17 protein-coding genes are annotated in these 21,698 nt (G+C 33.0%); all 17 read left to right on the forward strand.

Going from position 1 to position 21,698, the window contains the following annotated elements:
• The first annotated feature begins 117 nt into the window (after nt 1-117).
• The 17 genes from C7447_RS08040 (at nt 118) to fdhA (ending at nt 21,247) form a co-directional block, all read left to right on the forward strand.
• Complete coding sequence (locus tag C7447_RS08040) at nt 118-1,761, forward strand: OstA-like protein (protein ID WP_148869995.1); 1,644 nt, start codon at nt 118-120, stop codon at nt 1,759-1,761.
• Complete coding sequence (locus C7447_RS08045) at nt 1,761-2,936, forward strand: aspartate aminotransferase family protein (protein ID WP_148869996.1); 1,176 nt, start codon at nt 1,761-1,763, stop codon at nt 2,934-2,936. Before C7447_RS08040 ends, C7447_RS08045 begins: the two co-directional genes overlap by 1 nt.
• Before the next feature lie 123 nt (nt 2,937-3,059).
• On the forward strand, nt 3,060-4,829 hold the full coding sequence (locus C7447_RS08050) for an AMP-dependent synthetase/ligase (RefSeq protein WP_148869997.1): 1,770 nt from the start codon (nt 3,060-3,062) through the stop codon (nt 4,827-4,829).
• A 73-nt stretch (nt 4,830-4,902) separates the two neighbouring features.
• Nucleotides 4,903-6,675: an AMP-dependent synthetase/ligase gene (locus C7447_RS08055; RefSeq protein WP_148869998.1), complete on the forward strand. Its 1,773-nt coding sequence runs from the start codon at nt 4,903-4,905 to the stop codon at nt 6,673-6,675.
• 627 nt (nt 6,676-7,302) lie between these two features.
• The gene (locus C7447_RS08060; protein ID WP_148869999.1) at nt 7,303-8,925 is read left to right on the forward strand and encodes an RluA family pseudouridine synthase; all 1,623 of its coding nucleotides are present in this window, start codon (nt 7,303-7,305) and stop codon (nt 8,923-8,925) included.
• A 193-nt stretch (nt 8,926-9,118) separates the two neighbouring features.
• Nucleotides 9,119-11,818 (forward strand): ATP-dependent DNA helicase, encoded by a 2,700-nt coding sequence (locus C7447_RS08065; protein WP_148870000.1) that lies wholly within the window; start codon nt 9,119-9,121, stop codon nt 11,816-11,818.
• A gap of 172 nt (nt 11,819-11,990) precedes the next feature.
• Nucleotides 11,991-12,455, forward strand: a complete 465-nt coding sequence (locus tag C7447_RS08070; RefSeq protein WP_148870001.1) for a GNAT family N-acetyltransferase — start codon at nt 11,991-11,993, stop codon at nt 12,453-12,455.
• A 155-nt stretch (nt 12,456-12,610) separates the two neighbouring features.
• Nucleotides 12,611-13,366: a hypothetical protein gene (locus C7447_RS08075; protein WP_148870002.1), complete on the forward strand. Its 756-nt coding sequence runs from the start codon at nt 12,611-12,613 to the stop codon at nt 13,364-13,366.
• Between the two features lie 60 nt (nt 13,367-13,426).
• Nucleotides 13,427-13,900, forward strand: coding sequence for a DUF4231 domain-containing protein (locus tag C7447_RS08080; RefSeq protein ID WP_148870003.1), 474 nt, complete (start codon nt 13,427-13,429; stop codon nt 13,898-13,900).
• An 85-nt stretch (nt 13,901-13,985) separates the two neighbouring features.
• A complete protein-coding gene (locus C7447_RS08085; protein ID WP_148870004.1) occupies nt 13,986-14,888 on the forward strand; it encodes an SDR family oxidoreductase in 903 nt (300 codons plus the stop codon).
• 13 nt (nt 14,889-14,901) lie between these two features.
• Entirely contained in the window at nt 14,902-15,822 is a 921-nt protein-coding gene (locus C7447_RS08090; RefSeq protein ID WP_148870005.1) for a helix-turn-helix domain-containing protein, read from the forward strand.
• A 115-nt stretch (nt 15,823-15,937) separates the two neighbouring features.
• The gene (locus C7447_RS08095) at nt 15,938-16,777 is read left to right on the forward strand and encodes an SDR family oxidoreductase (RefSeq protein ID WP_148870006.1); all 840 of its coding nucleotides are present in this window, start codon (nt 15,938-15,940) and stop codon (nt 16,775-16,777) included.
• Between the two features lie 16 nt (nt 16,778-16,793).
• Complete coding sequence (locus C7447_RS08100; protein ID WP_148870007.1) at nt 16,794-17,552, forward strand: SDR family oxidoreductase; 759 nt, start codon at nt 16,794-16,796, stop codon at nt 17,550-17,552.
• Nucleotides 17,553-17,559: 7 nt separating this feature from the next.
• Entirely contained in the window at nt 17,560-18,480 is a 921-nt protein-coding gene (locus C7447_RS08105) for a helix-turn-helix domain-containing protein (RefSeq protein ID WP_148870008.1), read from the forward strand.
• 147 nt (nt 18,481-18,627) lie between these two features.
• Nucleotides 18,628-19,461: a helix-turn-helix domain-containing protein gene (locus tag C7447_RS08110; RefSeq protein WP_148870009.1), complete on the forward strand. Its 834-nt coding sequence runs from the start codon at nt 18,628-18,630 to the stop codon at nt 19,459-19,461.
• 135 nt (nt 19,462-19,596) lie between these two features.
• Nucleotides 19,597-19,995, forward strand: a complete 399-nt coding sequence (locus C7447_RS08115) for a GlcG/HbpS family heme-binding protein (protein WP_148870010.1) — start codon at nt 19,597-19,599, stop codon at nt 19,993-19,995.
• A 64-nt stretch (nt 19,996-20,059) separates the two neighbouring features.
• Nucleotides 20,060-21,247 (forward strand): formaldehyde dehydrogenase, glutathione-independent, encoded by a 1,188-nt coding sequence (gene fdhA / locus C7447_RS08120; RefSeq protein ID WP_148870011.1) that lies wholly within the window; start codon nt 20,060-20,062, stop codon nt 21,245-21,247.
• Nucleotides 21,248-21,698: the final 451 nt, after the last annotated feature.

The raw sequence follows: 21,698 nt of genomic DNA on the forward strand, positions 1-21,698 counted from the left end.
TGTGCAAAATTAGCCAACTAAAATCCCTTACAAAACTTTAAACAAGAATAATTTATTAAATGATTAAGAAATTTGGCATGTTCTTTTCATTATTTTTGTCGCTCTAAACCTAAAATCTTGAAAAGAATATTTCTTTTTTTACTTTGTCTTTATAGCCTACAAAACTTCTCTCAAACCAAGAGAATAAACATTTTATCTGCTGAAATTAGTACGGTAGATGAAGATAAATTTCCTGGAGCTACTATTTTAATTGGGAATGTGAAAATTGCACACGAAGGTGCCACCCTAGATTGTAAGCGAGCTTTATTGTATAAGGAAAGAAACGAATTCCAAGCAGTTGGTGAAGTTGTTGTTGAGCAAGGAGATAGTATTATTCAATACTCAGATTTTGCAAATTATTATGGAAACACAAAAATTGCAAAGTCTTGGGGAAATGTAGAAGTTGTTGATAAGGACATGAAACTTTCTACAGACACGTTGTACTTTCATAGAAAAGAGCAGTTTTTATACTACCCAACCAAAGGTGTTATTCGTGATACAAAAAACACACTTACAAGTAATACAGGAACCTATTTTTTAAACGAAAAAAAGTTTTCAGCAAAGTCTGAGGTTACTGTAGTAAACCCTGATAACAAGTTAGAATCAGATCATTTAGATTATTACACCAATACCAATCTAGCTTATATTTATGGTCCATCAACAGTAACTAATTTAAAAGACAGTACTCGAATTTATGCTGAACGCGGTTTTTTCGATACTAATACAGATATTTCTTATTTTGTACAAAATGCAAAACTATATTTAAAAGAAAAAACGATACAGGCAGATAGTTTATATTACGATAAACGTAAGGGCTTTGCTTCTGCAAACCATAAAATTAAAGTTGTAGACACTTTACAGAACCTTATTATAAAAGGTAATTATGCTGAAGTTTTCGAGTTAAAAGATTCCTTATTTATCGTTGATAAACCTGTTGCCATTTCGGTGATGGATAAAGATTCTATGTACGTACACGGAGACACCATTTTAGTTACAGGTGAACCAGAAAAACGTATTGTTAGAACTTTTCATAATGTAAAAATATTTAAGTCTAATTTACAAGGTAAATGCGATTCTATTCATACAAGTCAAGTTACAGGGCTTACACGTATGTTTAACAGCCCTGTTTTATGGTCAGGAAAAAACCAAATTACAGGAGATAGCATTCAATTTTTATCGAACAAAGAAACCAATAAATTAGATTCTTTATTTGTATATAATGATGCGTTTATGATTCAAAAGGACTCTATAGACCCAACTAATTTCAATCAAATAAAAGGAAGAAATATGTATGGGAAATTTAAAAACAACGATTTAAGTTTAATGCTCATAAAAGGAAATGCAGAGTCGTTGTACTATAACAGAAATGAAGAATCCCTAAAGTTAGAAACTATTACGAAGGAAATCGCAAGTGATATTGAATTTACTTTAGAGAACAATGAAATTATTCAAACAAAATACTTTAAAAAGACCGAAGGAAAAACCTTTCCTCCTTCAGAATTTCCTGAAGAAGAAAAAAAGTTTAAAGGTTTTATTTGGCGTGAAGACGAACAACCCAAAACTATGGAGGACATTTTTATTAAAGACAATAAAAAACCTGTTTTAAAGAAGTCTAAAAAAGTAAACAAAGATGTTCAAAAAGCAAAAATGGACTTCAATAAAGAAACTATTAAAAAAGAAAAAAATAAACCTAGAGAAGGTTTTGGTTTAAAACGAGAATAGTGAAAAGTGACTTTTTAAAATATCAAGGACAAACGACTCCTCACCCATTAGGTATCGAAATTTCGCATGCAAATGGAAGTTATATTTACAGTACTTCTGGCAAAGAATATTTAGATTTTGTAGCAGGAGTATCCGCAAACTCTTTAGGTCATAATCATCCGAAGGTAAAAAAAGCCATTAACGAGCAATTAGAGAAGTACACGCACATAATGGTGTATGGAGAATTCATCCAAAAACCACAGTTAGAACTGTGCAAAGCTTTAGCTGCTACACTACCTGAGAGCTTATCTTCTGTATATTTGGTAAATTCTGGTACAGAAGCTACCGAAGGTGCTTTAAAACTTGCAAAACGATTCACAGGAAGAGCAGAAATTATTGCTGGAAACAATGCATATCATGGCAATACTATGGGTGCTATGAGTATTTGTGGTGCCGAAGAGCAAAACCGTGCATTTCGTCCGTTAATTCCTGGATCAAGATTTATTCACTTTAACAACGAAGCAGATTTAGCAAAAATAACCACCAAAACTGCGGGAGTTATTCTTGAAACCATTCAAGGTGGTGGTGGATTTATAGAGCCTACCAACAACTATTTACAAAAAATAAAACAGCGCTGCGAAGAAGTTGGTGCTCTTTTAATTTTAGATGAAATTCAAACAGGAATTGGTCGTACAGGAACTTTTTGGGGATTTGAAAACTACAACGTTACTCCAGATATTATCATTACAGGTAAAGGACTTGGAGGAGGAATGCCAATTGGCGCATTTATTTCTTCCTACGAAATTATGAACACGTTAAAGAACAATCCGAAATTAGGTCATATTACAACTTTTGGTGGACATCCGGTTATTGCTGCTGCTGGTTTAGCAACCGTACAAGAAATTCTTTCTTCTAATTTAATAGAAGAAACTAAGCGGAAAGAACAACTTATTAAAAAACATTTAAAACATCCTAAAATTAGAGAAATTAGAGGAAAAGGGTTAATGCTTGCTTTAATTTTAGAAACTCCAGAAATGGCAGATAACGTAATTTTAAACTGCCTTGAGAATGGATTAATCTTGTTTTGGTTGCTCTATGAAAAACGAGCTGTACGAATTACACCTCCACTTACCATAAGTGACAAAGAACTTATAAAAGGATGTGAAATTTTAACAAACATTTTAGACAACGCATAAAATATACAAATGTAATCTCCGTTTTAAGTATGCATAGTAGATTAGATTAGGGGATTTATCAATTCTATTATTAGAAAAATCGGTTAGAATTTATTTTAACCGATTTTTTATTAGATTTAAAGCATGCAAAAATCTGAAATTACCCGCCTTTTTGATTTCCCTTATTATCAATTGGCAAATTATTCTCAAGAAAAGTGTTTTATCTATAAAGAAAATAATGTTTGGAAAAACATTTCTACACAACAGTACATAGCTCAAGCAAATAAAATTAGTCGTGCTTTACTCAATTTAGGAGTACAACCTAATGATAAAATTGCCGTTATTACATCAAACAATCAACCCAAATGGCATCTATTAGATATTGGTGTACTACAAATAGGAGCGATTAATGTCCCGCTCTACCCTACTTTCTCTCAAAAAGATTATGAATACATTTTAAATCATTCAGATGCCGTGTATTGTATTGTTTCAGATGATGAATTACTGCAAAAAGTAAATGCAATACTGCATAAAACACAAATAAAAAAAGTATTCTCTTTTGAAGAACTCAATACTGATTATGATTGGAATGCCTTGTTAAGTTTAGGAAACGAAGAAAGTTTTCAACCTAAAGTAGAAAAATTAAAAAGTAAAGTTTTACCAGAAGATTTAGCCACCATTATTTACACTTCAGGTACCACAGGAACTCCTAAAGGAGTAATGCTTTCTCACAAAAATATTGCTGATAATATTTTTGCCGTTGCAAAAAGAATGGATTTACACCAAAATAACAAACGTGTGCTAAGCTACTTACCTATTTGCCATATTTTCGAGCGTTCTGCCTCTTATTATTGTCAGCAAATGGGCTTTGAAGTTTATTTTGCAGAAAGTATAGAGAAAATAGGAGACAACATACGCGAGGTAAAACCTCATTTTATAGGAGTGGTACCAAGGCTTTTAGAAAAAATATTCGATAAAATTGTTGATAAAGGAAGTAATTTAACAGGGATTAAAAAGAAAATGTTTTTTTGGTCTCTTGCACTTGGTGAACAATTTGAGCCCTATCGTAAAAATGGATGGTGGTACGAATTTAAATTAAAAATAGCCAACAAGCTGGTCTTTTCTAAATGGAGAGAAGCCTTGGGTGGTAACTTGGAATTTATGTTAGCAGGAAGTGCTCCGTTACAACATCGTTTGGTTCGTGTTTTTACCGCTGCCAAAATTCCTGTTTTTGAAGGCTATGGTTTAACAGAAACTTCTCCTGCAGTTTCAATAACAGACATGAGAAACAACAAATTTAAAATAGGTACCGTAGGTAAAATCTTAGACAATGTTAAAGTTGAAATTGCTGAAGACGGAGAGATTTTGGTAAAAGGAACTAATGTTATGCAAGGCTATTATAAAAGACCAGAGCTTACCCAACAAACCATTATTAACGGTTTTCTACACACAGGAGATATTGGAGAATTAGACAGCGAAGGTTTTTTAAAAATTACCGATCGAAAAAAGGAAATCTTTAAGACTTCTGGAGGAAAATACATAGCGCCTTCGGTTATTGAAGCAGAGATTAAAAAATCGCGTTTTATAGAACACGTTTTGGTGATTGGCGAAGGCCAAAAAATGCCTGCAGCCATTATTCAACTACATTTTGATTTTGTGTACGAATGGGCAAAACGTCATCAGTATAAAATTACGGATGTTTGCACAGATAAAAAACTCATCCAAAGAATTCAAAAAGAAATCGATTTTTATAATAAACGATTCGGAAAATGGGAACAAATAAAACGTTTTGAAATCACCCCAGATGAATGGAGTGTAGAAGCAGAACATTTAACACCAACCCTAAAAATGAAACGTAAAATTATTGTTGATAAATACCAATATTTACACGACAAAATCTATAACTCACAATAAATCAACAGGTAATAATTTGTTTGCGGAAATGACTTAATTTTCCTATTTTGCAAGGCGCAAAACAAACCCACATATGTCGATTGAAATTAAACGTCTATTTGACTTTCCTTATTATCAATTAGAAAAATATAATTTAGAAAAAGCCTTCATCACAAAATACAATGGTGAATGGAAATCTATTTCTACCAAAGAATATATACAACAAGCAAACGCCATTAGTCGTGGTTTATTGCGTTTAGGAGTTCAACCTAACGATAAAATCGCGATTATCTCTACCAATAACCGTACAGAATGGAATGTTTGTGATATCGGAATTCTACAAACAGGTGCTCAAAACGTACCCATTTATCCTACTATTTCTAAAGAAGATTACGAATATGTTCTAAACCATTCGGAAGCAACCTATTGTTTTGTTTCTGATGAAGCGGTTATTGAAAAACTAAATCAAATTAAAGGAAACACACAATTAAAAGGTGTTTTTACTTTTGATGATATTGCAGGAGAAAAAAGTTGGAACGAAGTTTTAGCATTAGGTAAAGACGAAAGTAACCAAGCCGAAGTTGAAGCTCGTAAAAGCGAGGTGACTTCAGATACGTTGGCAACCTTAATTTATACTTCAGGTACTACAGGAAGACCCAAAGGTGTAATGTTAACACACGGTAATATTGTTTCGAACGTATTAGCGAGTGAAAAACGTGTTCCTTTAGATTATGGGAAAGACAGAGGTTTAAGCTTTTTACCGGTATGTCATATTTTTGAACGTATGATCTTATACCTATATCAATATTGTGGTGTATCTACATACTTTGCTGAATCTATTGATAAATTGAGCGAAAACGCACAAGAAATAAAACCAAACGTAATGACAGCTGTACCGCGTTTGTATGAAAAGATTTACGATAAAATCTATGCAAAAGGTGCTGAATTAACAGGTATTAAGAAAAAATTGTTCTTTTGGGCAATCGATTTAGGTTTAAAATATGAGCCTTACAAAGCAAACGGTTGGTGGTACGAAAAACAACTAGGTGTTGCACGTAAATTAATTTTCTCTAAATGGCAAGAAGCTTTAGGAGGAGAATTAAAATTAATGGTTTCGGGTAGTGCTGCCTTACAACCTCGTTTAGCTAGAGTGTTTGCTGCTTCGGGTATGCCGGTAATGGAAGGTTACGGATTAACAGAAACATCTCCTGTTGTTTCGGTAAATGACGTACGTAATGGTGGATTTAAAATTGGTACTGTTGGTAGAATTTTAGATGATGTTGAAGTAAAAATTGGCGAAAACGATGAGATTTTAGTAAAAGGACCAAATGTAATGGTTGGGTATTATAAAGATCCAGAAAAAAGTGCCGAAGTTCTTAAAAACGGATATTTTCATACTGGTGATAAAGGAGAAGTTGTAGATGGGTTCTTAAAAATTACAGGACGTATTAAAGAAATGTTTAAAACCTCTGGTGGTAAATATGTAATTCCAACATTGCTAGAAGACAGATTAAAACAATCTCGTTTTATTGAACAAATTATGGTAGTAGGTGAAGGAGAAAAAATGCCAACTGCTTTAATTCAGCCTAATTTTGACTTTGTAAAAGAATGGGCTAAGCGTCATGGTCTTTCTTTTAATACCAACGCAGAAATTATTTCAAATGCGAAAGTAATCGAAAGAATACAAGAAGAAGTTACCGAATGTAATACGCATTTTGGTAAGTGGGAACAAATTAAACGTTTCGAATTAACGCCTGATGAGTGGAGTATTGATGGTGGTCATTTAACCCCAACCATGAAAATGAAACGAAAAGTAATCAAAGAGATTTACAACAACTTGTACGAAAAAATGTACGACAGAGTATAATTTTAAAACCGCTGCATATTTGTAGCGGTTTTTTTATTACTTACTCGTCATTACGAGGGAGAACGGCGAAGTAATCTCCTCCTAAATAAATAGATTACTTCATTCCACTGTGCTTCATTCGCAATGACGTTCTCATTCGTCATTACGAGGAGACACGACGAAGTAATCTGTTAATTACTAGTTCCTTTTATTTTTTTTGATTGCTACGATATAGAGATTGCTTCATTCCACTGTGCTTCATTCGCAATAACGTTTTCATTCGTCATTACGAGAAGACACGACGAAGTAATCTGTTAATTACTAGTTCCTTTTATTTTTTTGATTGCTACAATATAGAGATTGCTTCATTCTACTGTGCTTCATTCGCAATGACATACAATTCATCATTACGAGGAGACACGACGAAGTAATCTGTTAATTACTAGTTCCTTTTATTTTTTTGAATGCTACGATATAGAGATTGCTTCATTCCACTGTGCTTCATTCGCAATGACATACAATTCATCATTACGAGGAGACACGACGAAGTAATCCTTTCCTAAGTAAACAGATTGCTCCTGTTTCTCTACATTTCTTTCGCAATGACAAAATAAAAACACGTAATTTTGTCCAGCTTAAGGTGCATGCATGAAAAAACTCATTGAATTTTCTTCTGATATCAACGGAATTCCACTTCCCAAAAAATTCACCTATCCGTTTTACTACACACCTCACCCACTCGCTAAAGTTGCGGTGGAGGAATTACAGGAATATTTAAAAACCCAAACGGACTTTAAGCATAACTTCGGAATTGAAAATCCTGACGATGAAAATGCCTTAGGAAAAATGTTTGGCGTGTTAGTAGTTCAAAACTCTGCAGGAGAATTAGGGTATTTAACCGCTTTTTCTGGAAAATTAGCAGAAAAAACACAACATAAATACTTTGTACCACCTGTTTTTGATGTGTTGGATGAAAATGGTGTTTTTCGAAAAACGGAAAATGAAAACAACCAAATCAATCTTCAAATTGAAGAACTGAGTACTCACAAAGAATATCTTCGGCTAAAAAAACAGTTTACAAAAACCCAAAAACTGCATCATACCTTACTGAAAGAAGCACAACGGATAATAAAAAAGCGACGCAAAGCAAGAAAACTTGAACAAAGCCCAGATAATCAACTTAATATTAACGAGGAGTTTTATGTACGTGAATACGAAGTGTATTTAAACGATAAAATTTTACCCTTACAAGAACAATTTGAAGTCTATCAAACCCAAATTGATGCCTTAAAAAAGCAACGAAAGCAAAAATCCGCTTGGGTGCAACAAGAAGTATTTAAGCAATATCAATTTTTAAATGCTGAGGGAAGCACACAGAATTTATTAGACATTTTTAAAGATTCTAACCAAAACATTCCGGCAGGTGCGGGCGATTGTTGCGCACCCAAATTGTTACAATACGCTTTTTTACACCACCTCACTCCTATTGCTATAGCAGAGTTTTGGTGGGGAAAACCAGTAACTACATCCGTACGAAAACACCAATACTTCTACCCTGCTTGCTCGGGAAAATGCAAACCTATTTTAACGCACATGTTACAAGGTTTACAGGTAGATGAAAATCCGTTACTCGCAGAATTACAAACCGAAAAAGAACTCGAAATTGTGTTTGAAGACGAGTTCTTATTAATAGTAAACAAACCTGCAGAGTTTTTATCAGCTCCAGGAAAAGAAATTGAAGACTCGGTGTATAGCCGCATACAACAACAATACCCCGAAGCTACAGGACCTTTACTAGTACACAGGCTCGACATGTCTACCTCGGGTATTTTGCTCGTTGCCAAAAACAAAAACATACACCAAGCCTTACAAAAACAGTTTTTAGACAAAACCGTACAAAAACGCTATGTAGCTTTGTTAGATGGCGAGTTAACCGAAAATAGTGGTACGATTAACTTACCGTTACGCCTAGACTTAGACGACCGCCCCAAACAAGTAGTATGTTACGAACATGGGAAACCTGCGGTAACGAAATGGGAAGTTATCGAAGTTACTAACCACCAAACTAAAGTATATTTATATCCAATTACGGGGCGTACACACCAACTGCGTATGCACGTTGCACACTCTTTAGGGTTACATACGCCTATTATAGGCGATGATTTATACGGACAAAAAGCCAACCGATTACACTTACACGCCGAAAGCATTACGTTTACACACCCAAAAACCAAACAAAAAGTAACCTTTACCGTGAAAACCCCTTTTTAAATTGCGGAAAAACACAGTTTTAAATGCGGAAAACCGCAAGCTTCTTTGTTTTTTTCTTTTTATGTTTGAGGAATAACTAACTATTATAACTCGTATTACTTTTTTCTCTTATCCCCAAAATACACACGGATATAAAATATAAAAGTTGGCTTATAACGAGTTAGCAACAAGCCACCGAAAACCGTAAATCCGAATGAGTAAAATCACTTCCCAAATACTTGATATTGATAAAACAATTTGTAAAAACATTGAGAAATTTGATGTCAATGAAAGAGGGTTATTATCACAAAATATTTTGTCTCAACTTAGGAATTATGTTGAACATATTGCTCTAAAAGTTTTTGAAGATGCACAACAAACAGAACTAAATAATAGCTATGAAAATATTCAGAATGCTATTGAATATATTAAAGCTAGAGGCGACTTAAAATTTTTATCAAGATTTCATAAGCTTTTACAAATTACAGCTTCACATTATACACTAAATGAAGAAAGTTCAGAAAGATTAATACTCAAATACTTTGAGTACCTCATTAAAATTAAATCTTTTCTTTACAAATCATATAATTTAGATGTTCTGCACAATCTAAAAGATTTTCCAATCCAAACAGATTCTAACTTAAAGGAATATTATGAAAAAATTTCTTCATTAATTAAACAGCCTGAAGGGAATAGAAAAAAAACTAATTATAAAGACAGATATTATATTCAGAAAATTAAACCATTTTTTGTAGAAAATGAAATATTCTATGAAGTAACTTTTCGTAGGGCTAATGATTACACGAGTAAATTTGACCGAATAATTGCTTTTACCAAGCTTGAAATACTTGAAAAGTATGCAGTAAAACTATCAATAAGCACAGACTTTATAGAGATTTTAGATAAAAAAATGCCTATACAAATCATTGATAGTTGGGAGGTTTCAATACGACCTTGTGAAATAGATAATTTTGCAAAAATTTTTGGAGTGAAATCTAAAATTAGTAGTGGGAAGGAATCTTTTGAGCTAATGAAATATTTAACATCTTCTGGTTTAAATTTAATTGAGATTATTAGTCTTAATGATTGGTACTATGAATATGTTAGAAAGACAGTTACAGAAAAAGCCAAATCTTCTCGAATATTCCAAATATTGGATGAATGTAGAAAAATGAGTAACGCAAAAAATGATGGCTATAATTTAATTAGATATTTACTACTAAGACTGAACAATAAAATAATTAAAAAACAATACACAAATTCACCTTGTAAATTTTTATCAAATTTAAATTTAGAATTTGGGTGTATTCCTTTTGACCAAATGCCATTTAATTCAGCACTAATTAATCACAATCCAAAACTAAATGACCTTTTTGCATCTATCGATACTGAAGATAGAAAACACGAAATTTTAGCAAGACATATTAAAAACAATACAGAACAAAAAGGACAATTATTTACAGCTATAGATGAGATTGAAAGTTTTGAAAATGTTGAAGAACTTATAAGTCAATGGAATGATAATTTATATTGGAAACACAAAAATAGACGAATAGAAAGTTTTAAAAAAAATGTATTTATTAAAGGTTACGAAGCCGATACTTTTAACATCATAAACAAACTAAAAGACATATCATCAACAGGAATTAAAAATTATAAAAACTCAATTGAATCTTGGCTTAATTCAACTGCTTATAAAATTGATTGTGAAGAAAAAAAATCTGCTCTTAAGAACTTATTCGAAATCTCAAAAGTAGCTTTGATTTATGGAGCTGCTGGAACAGGTAAATCAACTATGATTAACCATATTTCAAACTTTTTTGACAAAGAAAGTAAATTGTATTTAGCAAATACAAATCCTGCTGTTGATAATTTAAAACGTAATATAAAAGTTGCTAATTGCACTTTCAAAACCATAACTAAATTCTCTTACAGCCGACAAACTGAATACGATATTTTAATTATAGATGAATGTAGTACAGTAAGTAATTCAGATATGCTTAAAATATTGAACAAAGCAAAGTTTAGATTGCTTATTCTTGTTGGCGATGTTTTTCAAATAGAATCAATCCTTTTTGGTAATTGGTTCAGTTTAATAAAATATTTTATTCCAGAATCTTCAGTATTTGAATTAGAAAAACCATATCGAAGTAATAATCAAGATTTATTGAGACTTTGGGAAAGAGTAAGAAACATTGAAGACAATATTTTAGAAACTTTAACTAAAAATGGATATTCTAAAACACTTGACGATTCAATTTTTCAAAATGCAGAAGAGGACGAGATAATACTTTGCTTAAATTACGATGGACTTTACGGCATAAACAATATAAATTCATTTTTACAAAGCAGTAATTCTAATCAAGCATTTGTTTGGGGTACACAAACTTACAAGGTAGAAGACCCAATAATTTTTAACGAATCAGGTCGCTTTTCACCTTTAATTTATAATAATCTAAAAGGTAAAATCTCAAGAATTGAATTACTTGATGAACAAATTCAGTTTGACATTGAAGTCAATCTAGTACTGAATGAATTCGACACTGAAGGGTATGATTTTGAACTCTTAGAAGATTCTGCCAATGGAAATTCCGTAATTCGATTTACTGTCGACAAGTATAAAAGCACTGATGATGACGATGACGATTCTAGTAATATTATTCCTTTTCAAGTAGCTTATGCAGTTTCTATACATAAAGCACAAGGGTTAGAATATAACTCTGTGAAAATTGTGATAACAGATGAAGTAGAAGAGATGATTTCTCACAATATTTTTTACACAGCAATTACACGAGCAAAAGAAAATTTGAAAATTTATTGGACACCCGAATCTGAAAAGAATATTATAGAAAGTTTTAAAACAAAGTTTAACAAAAAGGACTATGCTTTACTCAAAATAAAGAACAGTCTTTAATTAGTAAAAAGGCCAGTTGCTAACAACGTGTATAATTCATTGCTAGTTACAGCCTACTTACGAAAGTCCTCGCGGACTTTCTATCTGTGATTTATTTGCTAACTTTAGTGCTTAAACACGCAACGAAATCATACACAAACACGTTGTAGCACATTTGAATAAAACGCTCTAAATGAATAAAATTGAAATAATAAATTACGAATCACAATATCAAGAAGACTATAAAAGATTATCTTTAGAATGGCTGAATGAAAACAATTTATATGAGGATGCTGATGGACAGATGCTCGACCATCCGAAAATAGAAGTATTGAATAAAGGAGGGTTTATTTATCTAGCTAAGATAAATTCTCAAATTGTAGGTACTATCACTATAATTCCTTCAGACAATAACTCATTCGAAATATTAAAACTTGGAGTAAGCAAAAATTATCAGCGTCTTGGAATTGGAAGAATTCTTATGGAATTTTGCATACAACAATCAAAAATATTAAATGCCAGAAAAATCATACTTGAAACAAACACCAAACTTGAAAGTGCAATTCGTTTATATACCAAATTGGGATTCAAAGAAATAGTATATCAAAACAATAAATATGAAATGTCTGATTTTAAAATGGAATTACTTTTGAAATAAATAAAAACGTGCAACAACACGGTGTATAATTCATTGCTAGTACTCGCCTACTTACGAAAATCCTCACGGATTTTCTATTCGGTTTGTATTTGCAAATTTAGTTGCTGAAACACGTAACTACTCATAGCCGAGACCGTTCTCCCCAAACCCAAAAAATGATAGTTAAAAACGATAATTTAGATATCCCACATGGAAATACCGTTATTTGGAGGTATGTTGGTTTAGACAAGTTTCTCGACTTACTCATGTCTCAAGAATTGTTCTTTTCGAACGCTGCAAAAATGTCTGACAAATATGAAGGATTGATCCCAAAACGGAATCAAGATTACTTGCTTAAATCCATCAAAAATGGTGGACTTTCACGAGAAGAAGCCGAACTAGAAAGACAAGCTCGGTTGCGAGAAATTCATTCTTTAAAAGAGCTTACCTTATTAAATTGTTGGACGATAAATCAAAACGAATCCTATGCGTTATGGAAAATATACTTGGGCGGTGCTAAATCTGGAGTTGCCATTAGAACCACCGTTTCTAAGCTTACCCGAGCTATTAAAAAAGGAAATGATCCTTTTAAAGAAGATATCTTTTTATCAAAAGTAAAATACACAGATTTTATTAAAGACGAGCCAGAAAACAGGTTCAACGTTATTACTACTAAAAATAAATTTTACGATTACGAAAAAGAATTAAGACTGTTTATTTTTCATCATCCGTTATCAGAAGGCGGCATACCTACTCCGTATGATATTTCTGTGGGAAGAAGATTAAAAGTCGATTTAAACGAGCTAATTGATGAAATTTATCTGAGTCCGTTTGTTGGAAAATGGTTTGACAAAAGCTTCATAGAAATTCTAAATAAAATTCATCCGAGTTTGAGTGAAAAAATAAAGAACTCAGAAATATTAGATGAATAAAACAAGGCAAAATCTTTTTTATATTAGCACTTTCTACATTCTATTTAAACGACCAAACTAATGCAAGAAACCGTATCGAAGTATGAAATTCTAGAAAAAGAAGTTTCAGAAATGGCTCTTAGAACCTCATTATGGAGTAAAGAAAACAAACGAAAATCCTTTCGTATTTATATTAGTATCTCTATTTCCTCTGTACTCATCACCTTTTTGGTAGCTATTGGTAATGATATTCCTGAACATCTACGTTTTATAGTTAAAATTATCACACTATTTTTTAGTGGATTAACTACGGTATTAGCTGCTTGGGATGGATTTTACAATCATAAACAACTATGGATTAACTACGGGGAAACAAGAGATCATCTTAAATCTATTCAATTAAAGTTAAAGCTCTTAAATACGAGTGAAAGAAATGACGACCAAATTCTTAACAGAATTTATAAAGAATTTCAAGATCTCCTTCATAACAGTAACTCTAAATGGAGAGAGCTAAGGGTTGAAGAAACGAAAGCAACGTCAAAGTCTTCAGAGTAGTTTGTTTTAACTACACTAAAAGGCGCTTTGGCTACATTCGTTACTATGTTGTTTCGCAACTTTGTAGAAACAAAAACATAGAAAAATGAAAATTGTAGTAACAGGTTCTTTAGGGAACATCAGCAAGCCGCTTACACAAGAATTAGTACAAAAAGGACACTCGGTTACCGTAATCAGTAGTAACCCCGAAAGACAAAAGGAGATTGAAGCCATTGGTGCAAAAGCAGCCATTGGTACAATGCAAGATGTTGATTTTCTAACAACAACGTTTACAGGTGCAGATGTAGTGTATTGCATGGAAGCACTTGGAGCTGGTGCTTTTTTCGACCCAAATCTTGATCTTTTTGTAGCAATTAATACGATTGTTACTAATTACAAACAAGCCATAGAACAATCAGGCGTAAAACAGATCGTTCATTTAAGTAGTGTTGGTGCTCATACCAATAAAGATAACGGAAGTCTTACAATGCATTATAATGCAGAAAAGATTATCAATGAATTACCTAGTGATGTTTCTATTAAATTTATGCGTCCTGTAGGTTTTTTTACCAATTTATTACGATCTATTCCAACAATAAAAGCTCAAGGAGGATTTATCTCTAATTATGGTGGCGGTACTAAAGAACCTTGGGTTTCTCCTTTGGATATTGCATCTGTTATTACTGAAGAAATAGAATTGCCTTTTAACGGAAGAACCGTTCGTTACATTGCTAGCGAAGAAGCTTCTCCCAATGAAATTGCGAAAGTTTTAGGAGAAGAAATTGGAGATCCTGATTTAAAATGGATGGTGATTTCTGATGAACAATTACTCAATGGTATGATTTCAGCAGGAATGAATCCGCAAATAGCCGAAGGTTTTGTAGAAATGCAAGCAAGCCAAGGCAGCGGATTGTTATACGAAGATTATTACCGTAACGAGCCAACATTAGGCAAAACAAAACTATCCGATTTTAAAAAGGAATTTGCAAAGGTTTTTAACCAACAATAATTAACTTTACTAAATGGCTAAGAAGCGACCATATAGAGTAAAAACAATCAGTGAATTTCATCGATTAAAAGGGTTGCCACAACCTGAACATCCGTTAATAAGCGTGATAGATTATGGAGAAATAAAATGTGATCCTGATGTTAGTATCAAAAATTGGATTTTTGATTTTTACAATATTTCTATTAAACGTGGGTTAAATGCTAAGTTAAAATACGGACAACAAGAATATGATTTTGACAATGGGGTGATGTTTTTTATTTCACCCAATCAAGTCTTTGGGATTGAACCTGGAGTAGATCATACAGCGATTCGTTCAGGTTGGATGCTCCTTATTCATCCCGATTTTTTTTGGGACTCCTCTTTAGCTAAAAATATAAAACAATACGAATACTTTGATTATTCGGTAAACGAAGCCTTATTTCTTTCTGAAAAAGAAGAAAACACACTAAAAGATATTATACAGAAAATTAAACAAGAATATCATTCTAATATTGATGAATTTAGTCAAAGTATTATCATTTCTCACTTAGAAGCATTACTTAATTATTCTGATAGATTTTTTCAACGCCAATTCATCACACGAAAAAAAGCAAATCATCAAGTTCTTAACCGTTTAGAAAAATTACTAGAAGATTATTTTAATAGTGAAGAGTTACTTAGAAATGGCCTGCCAACTGTTCAATACATTTCAGAAACATTAAATATTTCTCCTAATTATTTACGTGGATTACTCAAGACATTAACAGGACAAAATACACAGCAACACATCCACGAAAAATTGATAGAAAAAGCTAAAGAAAAACTCTCCACCACCAATTTATCGGTAAGTGAAATTGCGTACGAATTAGGTTTTGAACACTCGCAATCGTTTAGTAAACTGTTTAAAAGTAAAACCGATGTGTCTCCTTTAGAATTTAGAGCATCGTTTAATTAATTATATAACACAGCTATTATTTCAGTTACAACAACCATAGATACGGTTACATAAATTCTCTAATGTAAACTGAACTTTGTAGTGTCATTATTATTCACTTTCAAAAATTAAAAAAATGGACACAAAAAAAGTATGGTTGGTAACAGGAGCTTCCAAAGGATTGGGGCTTTCGTTAGTAAAAAAATTATTAGAAAAAGGGTATAAAGTAGCAGCTACTTCAAGAAATGTAAATGACTTAAAAGAAGCTGTTGGTGTTGAATCGTCTAACTTCCTCCCGCTTCAGGTTGATTTGGTAAGTAACCAAAGTGTGGCAGATGCAATTGCAAACATTATAAAGTCTTTTGGAGTCATTGATGTGATTGTAAACAATGCTGGTTACGGACAAGCAGGAACCTTAGAAGAATTAAGTGATGAAGAGTCTCGTAAAAACTTTGACGTGAATGTTTTTGGGGCATTAAATGTTATCCGTAAAGTGATGCCTCATTTACGTGCGAAAAAATCAGGACATATTTTTAATATTTCTTCTGTTGCTGGTTTTATTGGTAATTTTCCGAGTTTCGGGATTTACTGTGCTTCTAAATATGCTGTAGTGGGCTTTACCGAAGCGCTTTCTGCAGAAGCAAAAGATTTTGGAATTAAGGCAACCGTAGTGTATCCAGGTTATTTCCGTACTAATTTTTTAGATGAAGGTTCTTTTAATCTTCCTAAAAACCCAATTTCAGATTATGCTGATGCTAGAGCTATTGAAAAATTACATACGGATGAAATTAGAGGAAACCAAGCAGGTGATCCTGAGAAAGCAGCAAATGTTTTGATTAAAATTGCTAAAACTAAAAATCCTCCTTTACATTTGTTTTTAGGAAGTGATGCCTATCAATATGCAAAGCAAAAATTAGAAATAATCGAAAATGAAATGACAGTGAATGAAGCCCTAGCAACATCAACTGATTATTAACTAAAATTTTATAAAAATGAAAAACAAAATAGCACTAATTACAGGAGGAAGTAGAGGTTTAGGTCGAGATATGGCTATTAATATCGCTAAAAAAGGAATCGATATTATCTTTACTTATCATGCTAACAAATCAGCAGCAGAAGAAGTTATTGCTGAAATTGAAAAAATAGGACAAAAAGCAAAAGCGTTTCAACTGGACACAAGTAATATTAGCTCTTTTGATAATTTTTTTAGTGAATTATCATCTCATTTAAAATCAGAAAATGGAACTCCAAATTTTGATTTTCTAATCAATAATGCAGGAACTGGTATTTATAAACCGTTTGTTGAAACTACAGAGCAAGATTTTGATGCCATGATAAATATTCACTTTAAAGGTGTTTATTTTTTTACACAAAAAGCGATTCCGTTTTTAAATGAAGGTGCTAGAATTATTAATATTTCTTCTGGTTTAGCACGATTTACACTTCCAAACTCATCAGCATATGCATCAGCAAAAGGAGCAATAGAAGTATTTACACGTTATTTAGCAAAAGAATTAGCACCTAAAAAAATTGCTGCAAATATAGTGGCTCCAGGAGCTATTGGTACCGATTTTGGTGGTGGAGAAAACAAAACTAATGAACAAAAAAGAAATATTGTAAGTAACTTTACTGCATTGGGTCGCATAGGTGAACCTGAAGATATTGGCGGTGTCGTTGCCTTTTTATGCTCTCCTGATGCTGGATGGATAAACGGGCAACGTATTGAAGTAACTGGAGGAATGATGTTATAATGTATAGATGAAAAAACAGATAGAAAGATTTAAGTCGATAAACGAATATCATAAACTAGCAAACTTACCAAAGCCAGAGCATCCTTTGGTAAGTTTAATAGATTATAGTAAAGTAGATTATCAAGTTGAAGCAGGTGTCGAATTAACTTGGATTCAAGATTATTATTCTATTGCTTTAAAAAGAAACATCAATGTAAAGTTACGTTATGGTCAACAAGAATATGATTTTGACGAAGGGTTAATGTCTTTCTTTTCTCCAGGGCAATTAATGAATATGACCTTAAACAGACAAACAAATCCTAAACCTTCTGGTTGGATATTATTGCTACATCCTGATTTTTTATGGAATACCCCTTTGGCAAAAAGCATCAAAAACTACGATTTCTTAGGCTATGCAGTTAATGAATCGTTATTTCTTTCAGAAAAAGAAGAAGTGTTAATTGCTAATATTATGAAGAATATTCAACAAGAATATCACGCTAATATTGATCGGTTTAGTCAAAATATTATCATTTCTCAAATAGAAGTTTTGCTAAATTATGCAGAACGTTTTTATCAGCGTCAGTTTATTACACGAAAAATAAGCAATCATCAAATTTTAGGTCAGTTAGAAAAAACACTAACCAATTATTTTAATAATGACTCTTTAGCTATTGACGGATTACCAACAGTACAATACATTTCAGAGCAATTAAATGTGTCGCCTAATTACTTAAGTAGTTTGTTAAAAAGTCTTACAGGACAAAGCACACAACAACACATTCACGAAAAACTGATTGAAAAAGCCAAAGAAAAACTATCTACCACCAATTTATCGGTAAGTGAAATTGCTTATGAATTAGGTTTTGAACATTCGCAATCGTTTAGCAGATTATTTAAGAGTAAAACTAACATCTCTCCTGTAGAATTCAGGCTGTCTTTTAATTAACAAAGTGTACCATTTGTATAATTTACGGTGTCTTCTCTCCTATTTATAAAATCCTACGGATCTTTCGATAATCCGAAGCAATTTTAGTAAATTAGCAATATTAAGAGACTGAATACAAAGTGATTACTCACTATATTTCTACATACGATGCCTATTAACAACATACCCGATTTGTATCTAAACAATCCTTCTTTGAGGCCAGATCTTTTTGTGTATGATTTTAAAATGACTGAGGAAACCATTAAAGCAAAAGTCAATTTAAAAATGCACATGTTTAGTTTTTTACAAACAGGTAAAAAGCAAGTCCATTTTTCTAATGATGCTGTGTTGGTAGACAACAAACATTCCTTACTCATAAAAAAAGGAAACTGTTTATGGAGCGAGTTGTTAGATACCGAAGATACCTATTATTGTAAACTCTTATTCTTTTCCGAACATCGCTTACACGAGTTTCTTAAAAAACATGTAAAAGACAAAGAACCACATCAAGAAACACCTTTATATTTCGCCATCGAAAACGATACCTATTTAACTTCGTATCTAAATTCATTAGCAACCATCATTACTGCGCCACCTACATTTATGGATGATTTGCTATCGGTAAAGTTTGACGAGTTAATGCTCTATTTAATCAACAAATACAAGAGTGATTTTGAAAGTTATTTATTGTCGTTAATTACTAAAGAGGAATCCTCTTTCAAAAACAACATAGAAGAAAACACCTACTCTACTCTTACCTTAGAAGAAATTGCCTTTTTATGCAATATGAGTCTTTCTACCTTTAAGCGTCATTTTATAAAAACCTACAATGTATCTCCAGGTAAATGGTTACGAGATAAACGACTCTTAAAAGCCAAAGAGTTACTAGAAAAAGGAGAGTTCATCTCTTCAGATATTTATTTAGATTTAGGCTACAACAACCTTTCTAACTTCAGTACTGCCTTTAAAAATAAATTTGGCATGAATCCTTCGGAAGTATAATTCCACTCTTTTCAAAAGCAATTTTACACTCTAAAAATTGACCTTTTTTCATAAGCAAATGAACTGATTTCGTAATCAACTACGTTTATTTGGTTTGTACCTTAGGTGTTATAACAAACATAAAACCAAAAAATTATGAATATTACGTTAAAACAAGCTGAAAAAATGATTGCAGCTGCTAAAAACAAAGCAACAGCAATAGATACAAAAATGAACATTGCCATTGTAGATGCAGGTGCCAATTTAATTGCCTTTGCACGTATGGATGGTGCTTGGTTAGGTTCTTTAGACATTTCTATTAAAAAAGCGAAAACAGCGCGTTTTTTTGATATGAATACAGGCGTTATTGGAGAGTTATCGCAACCCGGAGGTTCTTTATACAACATAGAACATTCTAATGGTGGACTTATTACTTTCCCCGGAGGTGTCCCTGTAATAGATGATAATGGAAATGTTGTCGGAGCTATTGGTGTAAGCGGAAGCTCTGTAGAAAACGATCATGCAGTGGCAGAAGCAGGAGCCTCAGCACTTTAGAAGAATATCGTAATGAAACACTATAAAACAATCCCCATTTTTTACAAACTTAAATCATAAAAACATGTCTACAAACAGAGGAATTGCCTACATAAAACCAGGCGTAGTAGAAGTACAAGATATTGGATACCCCAAACTCGCTTTAGGGGATAGAAAATGTAATCATGGTGTTATTTTAAAAGTCGTTTCTACCAATATTTGTGGAAGCGATCAACACATGGTACGTGGACGAACCACAGCACCTGAAGGATTAATTTTGGGCCATGAAATTACGGGGATTGTTATAGAAAAAGGAAGCGATGTAGAGTTTATGAATATTGGCGATTTGGTCTCCGTACCGTTTAATATTGCCTGTGGTCGTTGCAGAAACTGTAAAGAACAACAAACCGGTATTTGCGAAAATGTAAATGAAGCCAGACCCGGTGCTGCGTATGGGTATGTAGATATGGGTGGATGGATTGGCGGACAATCGGAATATGTAATGGTGCCCTATGCTGATTTTAACTTGTTGAAAATTCCGAATAAAGACCAAGCAATGGAAAAAATTCGCGATCTTACTTTGCTATCAGATATTCTTCCTACCGGATATCATGGTGCCGTAACCGCAGGCGTAAAACCAGGTGCCATCGTGTATGTTGCCGGTGCAGGACCTGTGGGTCTTGCTTGTGCTGCTTCTTGCCATTTATTAGGCGCTGCCGTAGTTATTGTAGGCGATATGATTCCTGAGCGTTTGGCACAAGCCAGAAGCTTTGGTTGCGAAACGGTAGATTTACGTAAAGATGCCACACTCGCAGAACAAATTGAAGAAATTGTGGGCGTACCAGAAGTAGATTGCACGGTAGACTGTGTGGGGTTTGAAGCCAGAGGGCATGGTGCAAGTGCTGGTGTAGAGCAACCTGCCACGGTATTAAATGCCGCTATGGAAGTAACCAGAGCTGGTGGTGGTATAGGTATACCTGGTTTATATGTAACGGGAGACCCAGGAGCAAAAACTGAAGCTGCCAAAATTGGAAACTTAAGCATTCGTATAGGTTTAGGTTGGGCAAAATCGCATCATTTTCATACTGGGCAATGCCCCGTAATGCATTATAACCGTAACTTAATGCAAGCCATTTTACACAATAAAATTAAAATTGCCGATGCCGTTAACGTACAAGTAATTAGTTTAGACGACGGCCCCAAAGGATATGCCGATTTTGATAAAGGTGCCGCTAAAAAGTTCGTAATCGACCCACATGGAATGATACACTAGTGTAATTGATGAAATCCTGTCTATTCGAGTGAAGTTTACGATTGAAATGAGTAAAAATTGTATCGGGAATACATGTTTTAGGTTCTAAAATGGTTCTCGATACATTTTTTTTCAAAAAACTACTCGAACTGACAAACCTCGTCATTACAAGGATTATTGAAATTAAAATATATTTTAATTGAAAATACCCAAACGAAGTTTGTGACGAAGTAATCTCATCAAAAAAAACAAATTGTTTCGTTTTATTCACAATGACAAAATCTGCACGTCATTACGAGGAGGCACGACGAAGTAATCTTTCCAAAAAACAAATTTCTTCACTTTGCTCGCAATGACAAAATCTACACGTCATTACGAGGAGGCACAACGAAGTAATCTCACTCAATTACATACCAAAAAATAATCTTTAGGGTGAACCCCCCTTTTTTATTTTCGAAAATTCACACAATTA

It is taken from the genome of Tenacibaculum adriaticum, assembly GCF_008124875.1.
GTDB classification, from domain to species: Bacteria; Bacteroidota; Bacteroidia; order Flavobacteriales; family Flavobacteriaceae; genus Polaribacter; species Polaribacter adriaticus.